The following is a 13,979-nucleotide window of genomic DNA, read 5'->3' as shown; positions in this document are numbered from 1 at the left end:
CACCGACGTGAGATTGCGGCTCATCGCGTAAGGTCCCTAATAAGTGTGCGGGTCAGTTCATCAAAACGACTGTTTGCGCGCTGGACGTAAAGTCCAGTCAGCACGCACGCAGACACAATCACGGCAAGGCCGAGCACGATTCCAACGGAGGTGACTCCGCCCCCCACCTTTGCCGCCAGAAGCGGCTTGGCGAACGCGACAAGCATGATGAAGCCGTAGTAGATGATGAGCATCGCTGCCAACAGAGACCAGGCAAAACCAGACCTTTCCCGGACAAGGTTTTGGAAGGCGGGGTCGTCGAGTACGCGACGGTAATCGTTCGTGGGCATACTGTTAGCTCCGTTGAGACCTACCGGACTTCCGGTTGGCAAATGAGGTCCTCAACGACAGTGGGATCAGCTGTCGCCGATCGGACCAAACTCATCTTCGGCAATCTTCCGCAGGATGCGGCGCATGATTTTGCCGGAGCACGTTTTCGGCAGGCCTAGCAGGAATTCGATGAGGTCCGCCTTGCTATCGGTCCAATCTCCTAGCGCACCCCAGACCACGATTTCTTTTCAGCTCCGCCGACGGTGATTCACCCGACACCGGCGTCACGTAGGCGCAGATGCCTTGGCCCTTGATGTCGTGCCGGTAGCCGACGATCGCCGTGACACCTTCGGATGTCCTCGCTTACGGGCGCGACCGAAGGGAAGCCATAGGCAGTGTGGCGACAGAACGAGTTTGCGCCTCCGGCTCCGAACGTCGTGGTCAATATTGCTCACAACCCTCGGAATATTTGTCGCGGTCGCGATCGGAACCTTTCGTACAGTAGCGCGGCTACGCCGAATGTTCTGACTGACGGCTCGTATGAGTCGGAGATGTACAAGATCTGGCAACAATCAATGACGGAATGGCTAAAGACGGAAACGCGAGGCATGTGCCGCCGTCCTAACTCGAACGTCCGGGTCTGGCGGCGGAAAGCAGATATTGAGCAACCGGCTGGCCAAAGGATATTTGCGCCGAGTAGGAAACTGAGCATCCGTCACGCGACCTGACGTACAGCGACGGATTGCGGCCTGTAAGTGGAATGCTCCGCCGCGACCCATGAGCTAGATCAAGCCGACCATCTGTCCTGCTCTTTGCGGTAATCGTCTTCGTTGAGACGCTCCGCGATATCCTCTGCGATGGCTGGGGTTTTCGCCCTGGCGATTGGCTTGCCGTCCGCAGTCATTAATGCGTCGCCCTCAACCTCAACCGGGAAGTCGTCGGGCTTGAGGGGCTTATCATTTGGCATTTCACCCTCCCTCGTTAAAAGAAAAAGCCGCCGGGGCATTACGCCGAGCGGCTTTTCGCGCAACTGCCAGTCGCCCGGTTCCGTTGCTGGAGTGACAACATCGATCTAGAGGAGAAGTTTCTCCCGCAGCGAAGTATTCTTTCGCGCTACGGTCCCGTAGCTCTGCCGGCCGGTGTGATGCAACCAGCATGCGCGTCCGGGGGCACATACGCCCTGATAACGACTGCTCACAATGCTCGAAATGCTTTTGTAGCGAAGTTGGGGGGCCGTTACTTCTGGGGATTGTTTCTAGTCACGCTCTCTTAGTAAAGGCTTCTCATGCAAAACGGCACTCAACAGCGAATTGTGGACCTCGATATGTCCGTTATAGCTGATGAGGCCCAGCTTGCGAAACTTATTCATGAAATAGCTGACGCGGGATCGAGTAGTGCCAATCATCTCTGCTAATGTTTCCTGACTGATGTTCGGGCTGATCGGCTGCGGGTTGCCTTCCTTGCCGAAATTCGCAAGTAACAAAAGCAGCCGCGCAAGTCGCCTCTCGCTCGAATTGAACAGCTGGTCAATCAGATCCTCTTCGATACGGCTGTTCCGAGTCAGGAGATAAGCCATAAACAGCTCGGAAAATTTCGGCTCATCATGAATAGCCGTGATCATCGCGTCTTTCGTGATCGACGTGATGACGCAATCTTCTATCGCTGTTGTTGTCGCGATGCGCAACGGATGACCATTCATGCATCCTTCGCCAAAGAACTGGCCAGGCTCTAGAATTGCGACGACCGCTTCCTTGCCCTGCTCAGACACGACCGTAAGCTTGACCTTGCCCGTTTGAATGTAAAAAACCGTATCCGCGACATCGCCTTGTTCGAACACATGCTGATTTTTATGGAATTCCAGTACCTGCTTCCCCGTGCCCACTTTCGCGAGAAATATTCTGGGGTCAAACATGTCCTTGTCTGGCTTCTCCATGGGAGCCTCCTTTGGCTCGACCAATTTCAGCCAATTTTAGCCTACCGAACTGCTACAGTGCTAGTGATATCGCGCACGACCTTGATCACATCCCGGATCGCGCGATTGACCGGCGAGACACGGAGGTGACCACGAAAGTCGCAGCCGCGCGTTGGGATTAAGACACGCCCGGCGGAAAAGCTAGACCGGCGGGACCGGCACTCGCCATCGTGGACGTCATCAGTAGCTCGACGGGCCAAACTGCGCCGCCGGCTGCGGCGGCCTGAACGGCGTTACGCCCTTGTCGATTTATCGAGAATGGATTGTGTAGGCCGCTCAGTTGGGCTCGGCGCCATAGGCTCGGCACAAACAGATTGGCAGCTTGCGGTCGCCGACAATGGCTCCGGTAAGCCTGACGGCGCGTTTGCTCAGCCGAAAACCGAGCTTGGGACCGGCGTGGTTAAGGCGCTCGCAAAACAGCTTGATGCTCTAGTGGAGACATTGTGTGTTGCTTCGGGAACAAAAGTTTCTGTTACGCACGCGTTTGCGGCCGCGTAGTTTGTATCGGCCCCTCCAGTTCCGGTCTGCGGCTTTTACCTGTGCGCGCCACAGATGGCGCAATTTGATTAGGAACGCCTCTTGAAATTATGCTGCAGTGCACCATATGCTAGGTTCACAAACCGATCCTCCATAGGACCGAGAAAGATTCCCAATGAACAACGTTGAGCAATTTCAAAAGCACGCCCAAGAGCAAAATGAAGCAGCGATGGCGTCAGCAAATACGTTTGCAGCAAACGTTAAGACGATCACAACTGCCCATGCTGAATATACCAAGAAGGCATTCGAGGACGGCTTCGAATTCATTTCGAAACTAACCAGCCTGAAATCGCCGGATGAGGCGATGAAACTTCAAGCTGACTACGCAAAGTCAGCCTATGAGACGTTTGTTGCAGAATCAAAAAAGATTTCCGAACTCTACACTGATTTCGCCAAGCAGACGTTCAAGCCGTTCGAGGGTTTGATTGCAAGGATGACTCCTGCCAAGTAAGAGAAGCCACGTAAGAGAAGTTGCAGCTCGGTCAAATCAGGCCGAGCTGTTCGATATGGACCGGCCTTCGTGGCTATGTCTGTAGGATATGTGGGTCAGTGTTTTTGCCCATTTCGGACATCGGACTCACATCAGACATCCGCTTTGATCCCGCGTAATTTAAGTCAGCCCATCAAATCTAAGGTCCGTTCTCCCTCCCACCACGTCCGGTTGTGCAAAGCGGACGTTGAGAAAAACGCTGATGGTAGATAAGTGCCAATACGCCTCAGCCGATCTAATGAATTGTGGGCGCCCCTAGCACACCGCCCTTTTGCATCGCAGTTTTCAAATCATCACTCGCCGCCATGCGCGCGCCCTTGGCTGGGTCCAACACGTTGGCTACGATTACAATGTCGTTAGGGTCTTCCGCGTTGCGGGAGATACGGCCGTCAGTGATTCCTGCCCCGATCCGGCTCGATTCGTGGGCGTCATAGCTCTAACGCCATGATGCATAGTCACGGACTTGGGGGGGTTTGTGAAAATCATCCCGGTCGGGTTGGTCAGAAGAGATTGGCTGCATGTGCGACGCAGGCATCCCGTGCAAAAGCAATGACAGCTTGGAACAACTGGATGTGAGCGATGCAATTGAGTCCGAGGAAGAAGCGCGCCACTTCAATTCCCTCATGAAGGGAGCTATTACTTCAACACTGTTACTTGATCGGAAGTACTTCTCCGTCCAGCCGGTTGGCCAATGCGCGCCACACGGGCTCGAGCAGGTCGAGAATTGCCGATTGGCTCCAGTGAGCGGTCGCTACTGTCTGATAAGGGACTTAGGCCCTCTGGAGGCCGAAAGGGGAGGGTGAAGCATAACGAGGCGACCATTCGAGATCGCGCAAAGCGTCGGGGATCATCTACCGCCACTTTGAACGAAAGGGTGGCAACGGGACCTACGCCAGGCACCGTCATCAAACGGCGGCAGACCGCGTCGTGCTGAACCACCTGAAGAAGCACGCGATGCAATCTTTCGTTGCCCTCGAAGATCGCCCGCCGTCCAGCATGGCCTCAATCATCACAGAAAATATTGGATCGCTGTGCTCGAGGAACTCCCGGACACGTGCTTCGTAGCCCCCGCGACCAACCGCTCCCATCAGCAAGCCATACGCTCGCAGCGTGCCACGAATGTGATTTTCCACGTCGATCAGCTTGCGCTTGAGGAGCTTCCTGTTGGCCAGAAGTGAGCGCATCTTCTGCATGTCGATGTTCTTGACATGAACGCACGGTACCAGCCCAATCGCATCATCTGCGCGATGCCGCGCGCACATTCCGATCGGTCTTGTTGCGCATCGTCGACAGCGAAACACGCATATGGCGGGCTTCGACAACGATGATCGGGACCCCGGCCGGCTGCAGTTCGCGGTACAAACCAGATGCCCAGCGACGACGCTTCGACGCCCACGCGATCGAGGCGATCCGCGGAGCCCTCAAGAGCGCAGGGGACCGCCTCCGACTCCACGTCGGCTTCGGCGCCAGGATCATGCAACGATTGCGATTGAAGCCTGCACAGTAACTGCTGCAGGAGCACGAAAGATTAGCGCTGGTGTTGCACCCAGCATGTTGAGGAGGAGCTAAGATTGGAGATCCGCGCGCGCGGTGAGCGTCCCCTGGGGGCCGCGAAACGGGGAATGTCCGCTATCTCTTGCCTGCTGCCGCCCGTCGGGGACGAGAGCGCCGGACTGCTTGGACAGCCCTGTTTACGAACCTGATGAAGAGCGTGCGACGGCCCAAGTGCTGAACGCGAAGGAACGCATGGACCCCGCCTGGTGAATGCACGTCGCGTACGCGGCTGTCGCGAAATTTGCGCGTTTTTGGTGCAGGGAGTCTGTAATGGCCGAAGATAGAAGAGTCGAAGAAAAGCGTAGGAATGAGGTGACTTTGCCCGCCCGATTAGGAAGGCAAGATAAAGCGAGTTGCCTCGCTTCCGGAACTTCGTTCCTAAGTTTTTGTCTGCACATTGTTTTAGGTCGGTCACCGACGTTCCGTCAAGATGAGCGAGCGGCGCTTTTTTTGATAATCATTCTCTTTCAATGCTCCGAGAGCCGTCGCCCGCGACGTGTCGAGATTTACAGATTGCCGAGTCTTCGCCGGGGCAAGTGATTCTGCGCCGCCATACGCCAACTGCATTTCTGCTCTTGCGCTATGCCCTTCGACTTCCAATCGTCGTCTGATGGCGCGCAACGAAGACGACTTCCGTATTCGTCCCGGCAAGGTCCGCGGTCGCGTCGGCGGGCAAGAAACCGCGCGTCGGATCGGCGTGGCGCGTGGAGGCCCGACCAGCTTCGTCGGTGAGGTCCATCGGGCGATCCGGCGCGCTGGCGGCAATCCGAACCGGGACCCCGGCACCGGGAAGGGAGGCGGCAGGTTCAACGCGCGGGGCCGGGGCGCTGCGACGGCGCTGAGTCTCAAGGATCGGAGCGCGTGGAGCCGGGACGGAAGCGGGGTGCGCACCCGGTCGCGACGGGTGGCGGTGAAGGCCCGGGTGGTGAAGCTCAACCCGCAGCGCGGAGCGGTCCGTGGACGGCAGTTCGTTAGCGCCAAGGCGGTGGACGCGCACCTGCGCTATCTCGAACGGGACGGCGTGACGAAGGATGGCGAGAAGGGCCAAGTCTATTCGGCCGAGAACGATAGGGAGGACGGCCGCGCCTTCCTCGACCGGGGCCGCGAGGATCGCCATCAGTTCCACTTCATCGTTTCGGCCGAGAACGGGGCGGAGCTGTCTGACCCGCGCGAGACCACCCGTAGCCTGATGAAGCAGATGGAAGTGGACCTCGGGACGAAACTCGACTGGATCGCGGTCGATCACCATAATACTGGTCACCCCCACACACATGTGCTCCTTCGGGGTATCACGGAAGACGGCAAGACCCTCAACATTGCTGGCGACTATATCGCCTACGGCATTCGCGAACGGGTCAGTGAGATCGTTACCCGAGAACTCGGCCGCCAGACTGAGCTTGAGGTGACGAAGCAGCTCGAGCGGGAGGTAGATGCTGATCGTTTCACCCGGCTCGATCGCATGCTGATCTCCGAGCAGCAGGGCAAGGAGTTTTCCGACCTGCGCCCCGACCAGGACATGCGCGACACGTTCCGTCAGAACCGCGCACTGCTGATCGAGCGGGCGCGCAAGCTGGAGCGCATGGGGCTAGCGACCGAGGTCGAGACCGGCAAATGGATTGTATCGCCAAAGGCCGAGCCGACGCTGCGGGAGCTTGGTGAACGTGGCGACATCATCAAGACCATGCACCGGGCGTTGGAGCGCGAAGGGCTGGCGGAGGACCGCCATCCCGCGCGCTACGTCCTGCATCGAGAGAACGCGACCGAGCGCATCGTCGGCCGCGTGCTCGACAAAGCGCTTGGCGGCGACGAGATGGGCGAACTGGTCCGGCTGGTGATCGACGGGGTGGACGGGCGCGTGCATCACATCGAGATGGATGCCGCTCACGCCGAGGAGGTCGGCCGAGGCATGATCGTCGCGGCGGGTTCCGTCCCTCCCGGGCCGCGCGCCGCAGACCGCAACATCATGGACATCGCAGGTCAAGAAGGCATCTATCGCCCGTCCGAGCATCTGGAGCGGGCGCGAACTGCCATCGACCGTATCGGCGGCGACCCGCAAGCCTTCGTCCGCTCCCATGTCCGCCGGCTGGAGGCGCTGCGCCGGGCCGGCCTTGTCGAGCGGATCGACGCGGATCACTGGCGCGTTCCTGCCGATCTTCCCGAGCGCGGCCAGGCCTACGATCTGGCGCGGGACCGCGCGAACATCCGAATAAGCGTCCTGTCTTCCACCGGCCTCGACCAGCAGATCGGTCATGACGGCGCGACCTGGCTCGACCGTGAGTTGGCCTCGCCCAGCCGTACCACACTTGCCAATACCGGGTTCGGCCGGGAGGTCACTGAGGCAATGGAGCGCCGCAAGCAGAGCCTCGTGAACATGGGCCACGCCGTCCGGCTGGAGGACGGCCGTATCCGTGTGTCAAAGGATTTTATCGCCAATCTGGAGCGTACGGAGGTGACTCGTGTCGGCAAGGCCATCGCAGCCGAACGCGGGCTGACGTTCACCGTCGCCAAGAGCGGCGAATATGTCGGCGGCACACTTATTGGCTCCACCCAGCTCGCCAGCGGCCGCTTCGCCATGATCGATGACGGCATCGGTTTCCACCTGGTGCCGTGGCAACCCGTGCTCGACAAGCGCATCGGCCAGCATATCACCGGCACAGTGCGCGATGCTGGCGGCATCGAATGGAGTTTCGGCAGGAAACGGGGGCTGGGGATATGAGTGTCCCCAATGTCGTTACCTGCTTGTCGCCATGGGGCCAGACCGGCGCCATCCGGTAAAGGCTCGCGCTGTTCGCGCGCCCGGCTCCGCCGGCTTTCGGCCTTGACGGGATGTCGCCGGCCCGGCAAGGGCTCGCCATGCAGGTGAGGCAAATTGGGGTAGTACGCTCTGCTCCCCAATGCATGATCGGTGAACAAGTGGCGCTCTGTTGGATCGCGAATTCTTGTTCGCGCATTCGCCGCGGACAGCGAGCACAGACGACGGACTCGTTCGAGCTACGATACGAGATCGCCGCCGATAACGCGCCGAACTTCCAATACTTTTGGTGAGTTTTTGGTGAGTTTTAGTTTCACTCACATGGACGCAATCAGCTAAGTCATTGATTTTTTGGCGCACCCGACACGATTCGAACGTGTGACCTTTGCCTTCGGAGGGCAGCTGTTCGATACCGAAGCTCTAGAGGCACGTCGGCACAATTCGCCACCAGATTTGCCGCGACGGATCCCGCGTGGCGGCGCTTTTCATTTGGAAACGCCTGCTGAGCTATTGAGTTCGCTAGAGGCCATTTTGGTCATTTTTTCCAAACGCCCCTTGAAATCATTGAATAATCAATCGGATTTTGATTCCGCCATTCGGAGGTTCGATCCCTTCCGCGCCACCCAGCACTTAAGCTGCTGAGTTCGTTATGTAAGCAACTCTATTCCGCCAAGTTTTCTGAGCGCGTTTGGAAATGGAGCTTCCGATGCTCTGTCCAGAATCGAACTAAACAGCGTCGTGCATTACATCGACCATATTGGCTTATCTCCGTGGCTTCGCCCCAACATATGCCGCGGAAGCTACTCGGACAGGTCTGTTACGCCCTCATCGTAGAATAGAGTATTACGGCGAACAAATCGGACAACCAGTCGAACGACGCACTTTGTGTGCAATTGGCGCCGTCCTGCAGTTCACCCAGCGGATATCCTCGGGAGTCCGAGTCGCTCCCCTGCTTACACGAGCCACGATTTCCTGCGCCAAACTTCGAATTGTTGGCCTGGGACGAACGGTTTGAGCTGCCGGCGCATAGCGCCGTGCCATAAGGAACCACAATCCGTAGGCTATAGCCAACCTAATCTAGCCATAGGAGCGTTGCAAAAATCCCTGTTCTTCGGGTTTTGTTTCATATGCGGGCTATAATGGGCCATAGCTGGTCTTGCCATATTTTGTTTGCCCCCAGCTGTGCCCTTCGTGAATTTTCCCTTCGGGCACAACAGAGGTGAGAGTGTGGAGTGATCTTTTTCTTGGGTCCCCCCGGCGTGCCCAGGACAAGGAGATTGGCAGACTCTACGGACGATCGGGGGTCAACGACAAACTAGAAGGACGACCATTAGCGCAAGGCCATACAACAGAACCAGCGTCATTGGAGCTGTTCGATCGCGGCAGGCATTTTTGCTACCGACATCAGCGATCGGGCGACTTGGTTGAGCAACTGATCCGAATTCTCTTCTTCCGCCAGCGACTTCGACAACAGTGCGACGACCGCGCTATGACGTAATTGCTGCGCGAGGTTCTTCGCCGTCGTGTAAGCCGAGATCTCATAGTGTTCCACACGCTGCGCTGCTCCGATCAGCGCCAGGTCCGCGGCCGCATCTTCCTTTTCCTCGCCTTCGGCCATGACCTCCTGGCCTTCCTCGACCAGCCCCATCATGCCCTTGCAAGGTTTTGCACGGGCGGTCTTGCCGAGCAATTCGAAGCACTCGTTGATTCGCTCCACCTGATTCTCGGTCTCGACGAGATGCTGCTCGAACAGCTCGCGCAGCTGATCGAAGCGCGCGGCTTCCGCCATCTTGGGAAGCGCTTTCGTCAGTTGCTTCTCGGCATGAAGGATGTCACGAAGCTCATCGATCAACAGGTCGCTCAAGCCGGCTTGCTCGGCCGGCGGCGAACTTTCCGTAACGATTGCTGTAGAGGCGCCGGGTTCGGCCTGAATGGCCGGCGATTCTGTAAAAACCCAGCCGTTGCCCTCGTTCCATGGCCCGCGGGTGTCGATCTCGCCATGCTCCCCCGTTCCGGTGGACTCGTTGAAGAACTGGTCGACCAGTCCCGGCGTTGGGGCGATGCGACCGATGCTGAAGGCCGGCTTGCCCATGCTCTCGAGCGCCAGCGCGAAGGCCTTCATGTGGGTGATTTCCCGGGTCATCAAGAACTGAAGCGCGTCCTTGGTGCCGGCGTCGTCGCAGAAATTGATCAGCCGCTCATAGACGATTTTCGCGCGTGCTTCGGCGGCGATATTGCTGCGCAGGTCGACGTCGAGTTCGCCGGTGATTTTCAGGTAATCGGCAGTCCAAGCGTTGCCTTGGGAATTGAAGAGGTTGACGCCGCCGCCGCCTGCTATTGCAACCAGGGGATCAGCTTCGGCCGCCTGACGATCGAACTTCGTCGGCTGGAGGTGCATGCGGGCGAGGGTGCCCACGATTTCGAGATGGCTCAGTTCTTCGGTGCCGATATCCATCAGCAGGTCCTTGCGATCCGGATCCTCGCAGTTCAGCCCCTGAATCGAGTATTGCATCGCGGCCGCGAGTTCGCCGTTGGCGCCGCCGAACTGTTCGAGAAGCATGTTACCAAAACGAGGGTCCGGTTCATCGACGCGGACGGTGAACATCAGCTTCTTGACATGATGGTACATGGTGAGCCTCGGGAGCGAGAGGGATATCATCCCGAACGGTATCCTGTGTCGTTTGTTCCTATTGGGCGAAGGGCCCGGGGGCGTTCTCGCGAGTGGGTGAACAAGCGGCGCACCCCCGGCTTCGATAGGAACATTGGTCGCCGCATGCTGTTCTCCCAATCTTGGCTAGCGTTGGGTATGGAGGGGGCTACTGACTTAGACGGCTCGCGTAGGTCGCGATTAGCTGACGTTCAAACCACGACCCGGTGCGGAGATCGAGAACCGCGCTTATGAGATCTGGGAGCGCAGCGGCAGACCTGAGGGCAGGGAGGACGAGTTCTGGCAATTGGCGGAGCAGGAGTTGCGAAACGAGGACAAGTCATCTCCCCCTCCGTACTCCCGACACTTTGTAATATCGCTGCTGGCGGCGATATTTTTTGAGATGCTCTTATTATGGATCGCCGGTTTTGTTTTGCACCGATTTACGTCATACTAATCCCAGTATGGAATAGGTGGGCGGGCGATCATCAGCCAGAAGATAACCAGCACCGCCGCGAACGCCGGAAATCCGAAGGCGAACCACCATCGAAAGAGACGGTAATACTCGGCCGGCAGCTTGGCGTCCGTCTTGACCGCGTGGACAGCAAGATCGCGCATCCGCATCTGCATCCACACCACCGGCAGCCAAAAGGCGCCAGTCACCACATAGAGTGCGATCGACGCTGCGATCCATCCTTCGCGCAGAGAATACCCGCTCGACCAAGCCAGCCAGGTGCCGGTGATCGGCTGAAGGATCACGGCGCTCGCCGTAAACAGGAAGTCGGCCAGCACCACCGTCCACGCAACGCCGGCTATCTCGCGCGGATCGCCGCGCAGATGCGCCACCAGCATGAAAAACGCGATGCCGGCGCCCGTGCCGAGCAGTACGGCGGCTCCGATGAGATGCACCATCTTGAGAAGGAAATAGAACATCATCGATCCTCCCGGATCGCTATGGCGACCATATTGAGCAACAGCACCGGCCAGATCTTCAGCATGGGTCCGAGCGGATCGGCCCACAGCCGCGGCACCAGCGTCGTCCCAATCACGACATAGACCAGAGAAATGATGAAGGCCGCCCAAAGGCCATAGCGGCTCGAACGTCGCCAAAGAATAGCGAGGCCAATGATGATGTCGGCGAGGGCGCCTGCAATGACGGTGAGAGCGGCGAAATGTTCCCCCAGCCCGCCTTCCCGGACATACGAAATACCGATTTCCCAGCCCGGCCCCAGTGAGATGATTCCGGTGACGATCCAAAACAAACCGAAGACGGCAAATATCAGGGGCTTCAGCGCGTACAGCCGTGCAAACCAGCGTTCCTGGACCGACGCGGGTTCGCTTCCGAGCGCGGCTTCAAGGTCCCGGGGAACGGTGCCCGTGGCCTGACGCCAAGGCCCAAGATCGCCAGTCGCGCCGCGCCGCATTTCTGCCTGTGCCGTCGAATTGACGGGCGTTCGCCAGCCCAACATCTGCGCGACGTCTCCTGCGCGGTAAGCGCTGGAGGCGGCCCATGTCGGCAACTGCAGGCGGTAAGCGGGCCGCCAGCGCAGCCAGCGGCGAAACAGCGCGACGGCGTCACTGAACGCCATCTGCCGCGGGCCGGCCAGATCCAGCGCGATGCGCGAAGGCGCGCCCGGCCTCAGTAAGAAAAGAACCGTTTCGACGACATCATCCAGATGCACCGGTTGGATCGGCGCCGTGCCGGGCATCACCGGCAGAACCGGTAGTGCCGCAAGCCCCCGCAATAGCGCGCTGCCGCCGTAAGCAGCTCTGCCTACCACGACGGAGGGCCGCAGCACGACCCAATCGAGATCGCGCGCCATCAGCGCGGCTTCACCCTCCTGCTTGGTGCGTGAAAAGTCACTCGGCGCATCGCGATCGGTTCCGATCGCCGAAAAAAGGATCACGCGTCGGACGCCTGCGCGTTCACAAGCCGCGTACAGCGCCGCGCTCCCGGCGACATGAACGCCCTGCATGTCCCCTCCCTGCAGCGCACCCGCCGCGTTGATGACGGCATCGACACCTGCGAGGACAGGCTCCCACGCGGAAGCATCCTTCGCCTGTGCAATATCGAGCGCGACGTGGCGCGCGTTCTGCACGCCCGATGTGTGGCGCGACACCAATACGCAGTCATGTCCTTCAGCGTTAAGCCTTGCGTGGATCGCCGATCCAATAAGGCCCGTGCCGCCAACGAGAAGGATACGCATTGACCTAATCCTTCGCTTGCCGGGCGCGATATCGCAGACCGCGAACCAGCTCCTCAAAGTACGGCAAGACCTCGAGCAGCGCGGTCAAGGCCAGCATCGTGACAATGTACGTCAGGGGTAGCGGCGATTGCTTCAGCCTGAAGGCAAAGTCAGGTGTTCCGTAGCCGAACAATGCCGCAAATGCTGGCCAGTGAAGCGCGATGACGAGCAGCAATCCCGTCAGCGGCAGCATTTCGAGAACGCTGTGCACGTGCTGCTCGGTCGGCGAAACCTCACGCCTCGACGAGGCGTAGCGGACGTCCCAGATGGCTGTGGCTTCGTGGAAAACCAGAAACACCATCATCAACAAAATCACGCTAGATGTGATTTCGAGGAACAGCGCGGCCAGAACCGGAACGGCCATCTCGGCAAACTGGGCAAGGTGCAGAACGGACTCTTTCCAGCCGCTGGTTTTTTCGATGTGACTGGCGCGATGGCAGAGGTAATCGGCAAAGCCGGCGGCCAGCCACATCGGCAGGACGAAATACATCAGCATCCCACGCAGGACCTCGTCGGGCCCCATGTCAGATCTCCATGGCGAACGTGCTGTCCGATAAAGCGAGATCGATCCAAACGTTCCTCGCGGCGGAACCGACCTCAGTAACCGGCCGTTCCCGCCAGCAAATCTGACACGCGTCGGGTCGCCATCAAATGGCTTGGAACATCTAGAAGCGCATTGCAGTTGGTGTGGAAATCGAATTCGTGGTCACCAATGAAACCCGCGCAATTGCTGTCTTCCAGTCTCATTACAGGCAGCGTAGCCAGTGCCGTTTCGACAATAACGCTGGCCGCCCTGGCGAAATTGGAAGGGAAACACGCCGCGCAACCGTTGAACTCGACCAGCCATTGGCTTCACGGTGATAATGCCTCGCGTGTTGGCGGGGTCGACGCTGACCACACCGGGGCAGGGTTCGCCACCCATCACGCATCGGCCCTGTTCTGGGCGCTCCCTTTTGAGACTTGGTTGGCGGTCCGTCCGCCTCAATCATCAATCGAACTACTGCGAAACGCTGCCGTCATGTCGGCGATCGCAGCGGTCGTCGACTATGGAATAATTCCCAAGCGGCTGACGCCGGGATGGGAACTGACGTTATCCAGGCAATCGATGGCAGGAGCTTTTGCTGGCTTGGCGCTGGGGCTCGCTGCGGGCGCCTATGTATCGCGAGGGGTGCGTCAGAACTGATGCGCCAAGCGGAATGCACGATCCATTAAGCGCTTAAGCCTCTTTCGCAATAATTTGGACCGGTGAGACAGCAGATGCGAGGCATGATGGTCGCTGCCCTTGGCCGTCCTCGCCGATCTCATGCATTTATGCAGGGGCGGTGAGCTCTGGCACTGCCGATGCACCCTGCACGACCGCGGGCTCGTCGACTACCCGTCCAGCGACCGGCGCTGCTCCGACGGCACCCGCTCCGGCCGCACCAGCAACGCCGTCGACCGCTCCGCTAAGGTGCAAACGAACCGCTGGAGAT

14 protein-coding genes and 1 pseudogene are annotated in these 13,979 nt (G+C 59.0%); 5 read left to right on the top strand and 10 right to left on the bottom strand.

Annotation, left to right across the window (positions count from 1 at the left end; translation table 11 throughout):
* Window positions 1-20: 20 nt before the first annotated feature.
* The 4 genes and pseudogenes from KIP88_RS33585 to KIP88_RS33570 form a co-directional block, all read right to left on the bottom strand.
* Window positions 21-329 (bottom strand): DUF485 domain-containing protein, encoded by a 309-nt coding sequence (locus KIP88_RS33585; RefSeq protein ID WP_214492434.1) that lies wholly within the window; start codon window positions 327-329, stop codon window positions 21-23.
* 20 nt (window positions 330-349) lie between these two features.
* Window positions 350-648: pseudogene (locus KIP88_RS33580) on the bottom strand (acetyl-coenzyme A synthetase); the annotation flags it as partial.
* Window positions 649-1,096: 448 nt separating this feature from the next.
* Window positions 1,097-1,276 carry a hypothetical protein gene (locus KIP88_RS33575; RefSeq protein ID WP_214492433.1) on the bottom strand — a complete coding sequence of 60 codons (180 nt, stop codon included), beginning with the start codon at window positions 1,274-1,276 and terminating at the stop codon, window positions 1,097-1,099.
* Window positions 1,277-1,564: 288 nt separating this feature from the next.
* Window positions 1,565-2,242 (bottom strand): Crp/Fnr family transcriptional regulator, encoded by a 678-nt coding sequence (locus KIP88_RS33570; RefSeq protein ID WP_214492432.1) that lies wholly within the window; start codon window positions 2,240-2,242, stop codon window positions 1,565-1,567.
* A gap of 691 nt (window positions 2,243-2,933) precedes the next feature.
* On the opposite strand from KIP88_RS33570, the gene KIP88_RS33565 reads away from it, so the two are divergent.
* The gene (locus KIP88_RS33565) at window positions 2,934-3,269 is read left to right on the top strand and encodes a phasin family protein (protein ID WP_214492431.1); all 336 of its coding nucleotides are present in this window, start codon (window positions 2,934-2,936) and stop codon (window positions 3,267-3,269) included.
* Between the two features lie 675 nt (window positions 3,270-3,944).
* On the opposite strand, the gene KIP88_RS48575 is transcribed toward KIP88_RS33565, so the two are convergent.
* Together KIP88_RS48575 and KIP88_RS33555 are read right to left on the bottom strand one after the other, a co-directional pair.
* Window positions 3,945-4,214, bottom strand: coding sequence for a transposase (locus KIP88_RS48575; RefSeq protein ID WP_374226541.1), 270 nt, complete (start codon window positions 4,212-4,214; stop codon window positions 3,945-3,947).
* Window positions 4,214-4,501, bottom strand: a complete 288-nt coding sequence (locus KIP88_RS33555) for a hypothetical protein (RefSeq protein WP_214492429.1) — start codon at window positions 4,499-4,501, stop codon at window positions 4,214-4,216. Before KIP88_RS33555 ends, KIP88_RS48575 begins: the two co-directional genes overlap by 1 nt.
* A gap of 971 nt (window positions 4,502-5,472) precedes the next feature.
* Here KIP88_RS33555 and KIP88_RS33550 point away from each other — a divergent pair.
* Together KIP88_RS33550 and KIP88_RS33545 are read left to right on the top strand one after the other, a co-directional pair.
* A complete protein-coding gene (locus KIP88_RS33550; RefSeq protein ID WP_214492428.1) occupies window positions 5,473-7,578 on the top strand; it encodes a DUF3363 domain-containing protein in 2,106 nt (701 codons plus the stop codon).
* A gap of 414 nt (window positions 7,579-7,992) precedes the next feature.
* Complete coding sequence (locus tag KIP88_RS33545) at window positions 7,993-8,256, top strand: hypothetical protein (RefSeq protein ID WP_214492427.1); 264 nt, start codon at window positions 7,993-7,995, stop codon at window positions 8,254-8,256.
* 718 nt (window positions 8,257-8,974) lie between these two features.
* Here the strand turns inward: KIP88_RS33545 and KIP88_RS33540 are convergent.
* Window positions 8,975-10,243, bottom strand: a complete 1,269-nt coding sequence (locus tag KIP88_RS33540) for a DUF892 family protein (protein WP_214492426.1) — start codon at window positions 10,241-10,243, stop codon at window positions 8,975-8,977.
* A gap of 223 nt (window positions 10,244-10,466) precedes the next feature.
* On the opposite strand from KIP88_RS33540, the gene KIP88_RS33535 reads away from it, so the two are divergent.
* Window positions 10,467-10,718, top strand: a complete 252-nt coding sequence (locus KIP88_RS33535; protein ID WP_374226540.1) for a DUF2934 domain-containing protein — start codon at window positions 10,467-10,469, stop codon at window positions 10,716-10,718.
* On the opposite strand, the gene KIP88_RS33530 is transcribed toward KIP88_RS33535, so the two are convergent.
* The 3 genes from KIP88_RS33530 to KIP88_RS33520 are packed head-to-tail and all read right to left on the bottom strand — an operon-like array spanning window position 10,715 to window position 13,030.
* Window positions 10,715-11,194 carry a DUF2269 domain-containing protein gene (locus KIP88_RS33530; protein WP_214492466.1) on the bottom strand — a complete coding sequence of 160 codons (480 nt, stop codon included), beginning with the start codon at window positions 11,192-11,194 and terminating at the stop codon, window positions 10,715-10,717. The two genes, KIP88_RS33535 and KIP88_RS33530, sit on opposite strands and share 4 nt — an antisense overlap.
* Window positions 11,194-12,468 (bottom strand): SDR family oxidoreductase, encoded by a 1,275-nt coding sequence (locus KIP88_RS33525; protein ID WP_214492425.1) that lies wholly within the window; start codon window positions 12,466-12,468, stop codon window positions 11,194-11,196. Before KIP88_RS33525 ends, KIP88_RS33530 begins: the two co-directional genes overlap by 1 nt.
* 4 nt (window positions 12,469-12,472) lie before the next feature.
* Window positions 12,473-13,030: a diguanylate cyclase gene (locus tag KIP88_RS33520; RefSeq protein WP_249791201.1), complete on the bottom strand. Its 558-nt coding sequence runs from the start codon at window positions 13,028-13,030 to the stop codon at window positions 12,473-12,475.
* 189 nt (window positions 13,031-13,219) lie between these two features.
* Between KIP88_RS33520 and KIP88_RS33515 the strand changes: the two genes are divergently transcribed.
* The gene (locus KIP88_RS33515; RefSeq protein WP_214492424.1) at window positions 13,220-13,690 is read left to right on the top strand and encodes a hypothetical protein; all 471 of its coding nucleotides are present in this window, start codon (window positions 13,220-13,222) and stop codon (window positions 13,688-13,690) included.
* Window positions 13,691-13,979: the final 289 nt, after the last annotated feature.

This window comes from Bradyrhizobium sp. SRL28, from assembly GCF_018596315.1.
Classification (GTDB): domain Bacteria; phylum Pseudomonadota; class Alphaproteobacteria; order Rhizobiales; family Xanthobacteraceae; genus Bradyrhizobium.
Note: the sequence above shows the minus strand (reverse complement) of the source record. Positions and strands in the feature narration are given on the sequence as shown.

Excerpts from the sequence above, each read along its gene's own strand:
- KIP88_RS33520 (WP_249791201.1), bottom strand. The coding sequence starts at position 13,030 with ATGGGGCCCGACGAGGTCCTGCGTGGGATGCTGATGTATTTCGTCCTG.
- KIP88_RS33540 (WP_214492426.1), bottom strand. The coding sequence starts at position 10,243 with ATGTACCATCATGTCAAGAAGCTGATGTTCACCGTCCGCGTCGATGAA.
- KIP88_RS33570 (WP_214492432.1), bottom strand. The coding sequence starts at position 2,242 with ATGGAGAAGCCAGACAAGGACATGTTTGACCCCAGAATATTTCTCGCG.
- KIP88_RS33525 (WP_214492425.1), bottom strand. The coding sequence starts at position 12,468 with ATGCGTATCCTTCTCGTTGGCGGCACGGGCCTTATTGGATCGGCGATC.
- KIP88_RS33575 (WP_214492433.1), bottom strand. The coding sequence starts at position 1,276 with ATGCCAAATGATAAGCCCCTCAAGCCCGACGACTTCCCGGTTGAGGTT.
- KIP88_RS33555 (WP_214492429.1), bottom strand. The coding sequence starts at position 4,501 with ATGCAGAAGATGCGCTCACTTCTGGCCAACAGGAAGCTCCTCAAGCGC.
- KIP88_RS33550 (WP_214492428.1), top strand. The coding sequence starts at position 5,473 with ATGGCGCGCAACGAAGACGACTTCCGTATTCGTCCCGGCAAGGTCCGC.
- KIP88_RS48575 (WP_374226541.1), bottom strand. The coding sequence starts at position 4,214 with ATGACGGTGCCTGGCGTAGGTCCCGTTGCCACCCTTTCGTTCAAAGTG.
- KIP88_RS33530 (WP_214492466.1), bottom strand. The coding sequence starts at position 11,194 with ATGTTCTATTTCCTTCTCAAGATGGTGCATCTCATCGGAGCCGCCGTA.
- KIP88_RS33565 (WP_214492431.1), top strand. The coding sequence starts at position 2,934 with ATGAACAACGTTGAGCAATTTCAAAAGCACGCCCAAGAGCAAAATGAA.
- KIP88_RS33585 (WP_214492434.1), bottom strand. The coding sequence starts at position 329 with ATGCCCACGAACGATTACCGTCGCGTACTCGACGACCCCGCCTTCCAA.
- KIP88_RS33515 (WP_214492424.1), top strand. The coding sequence starts at position 13,220 with ATGAAACCCGCGCAATTGCTGTCTTCCAGTCTCATTACAGGCAGCGTA.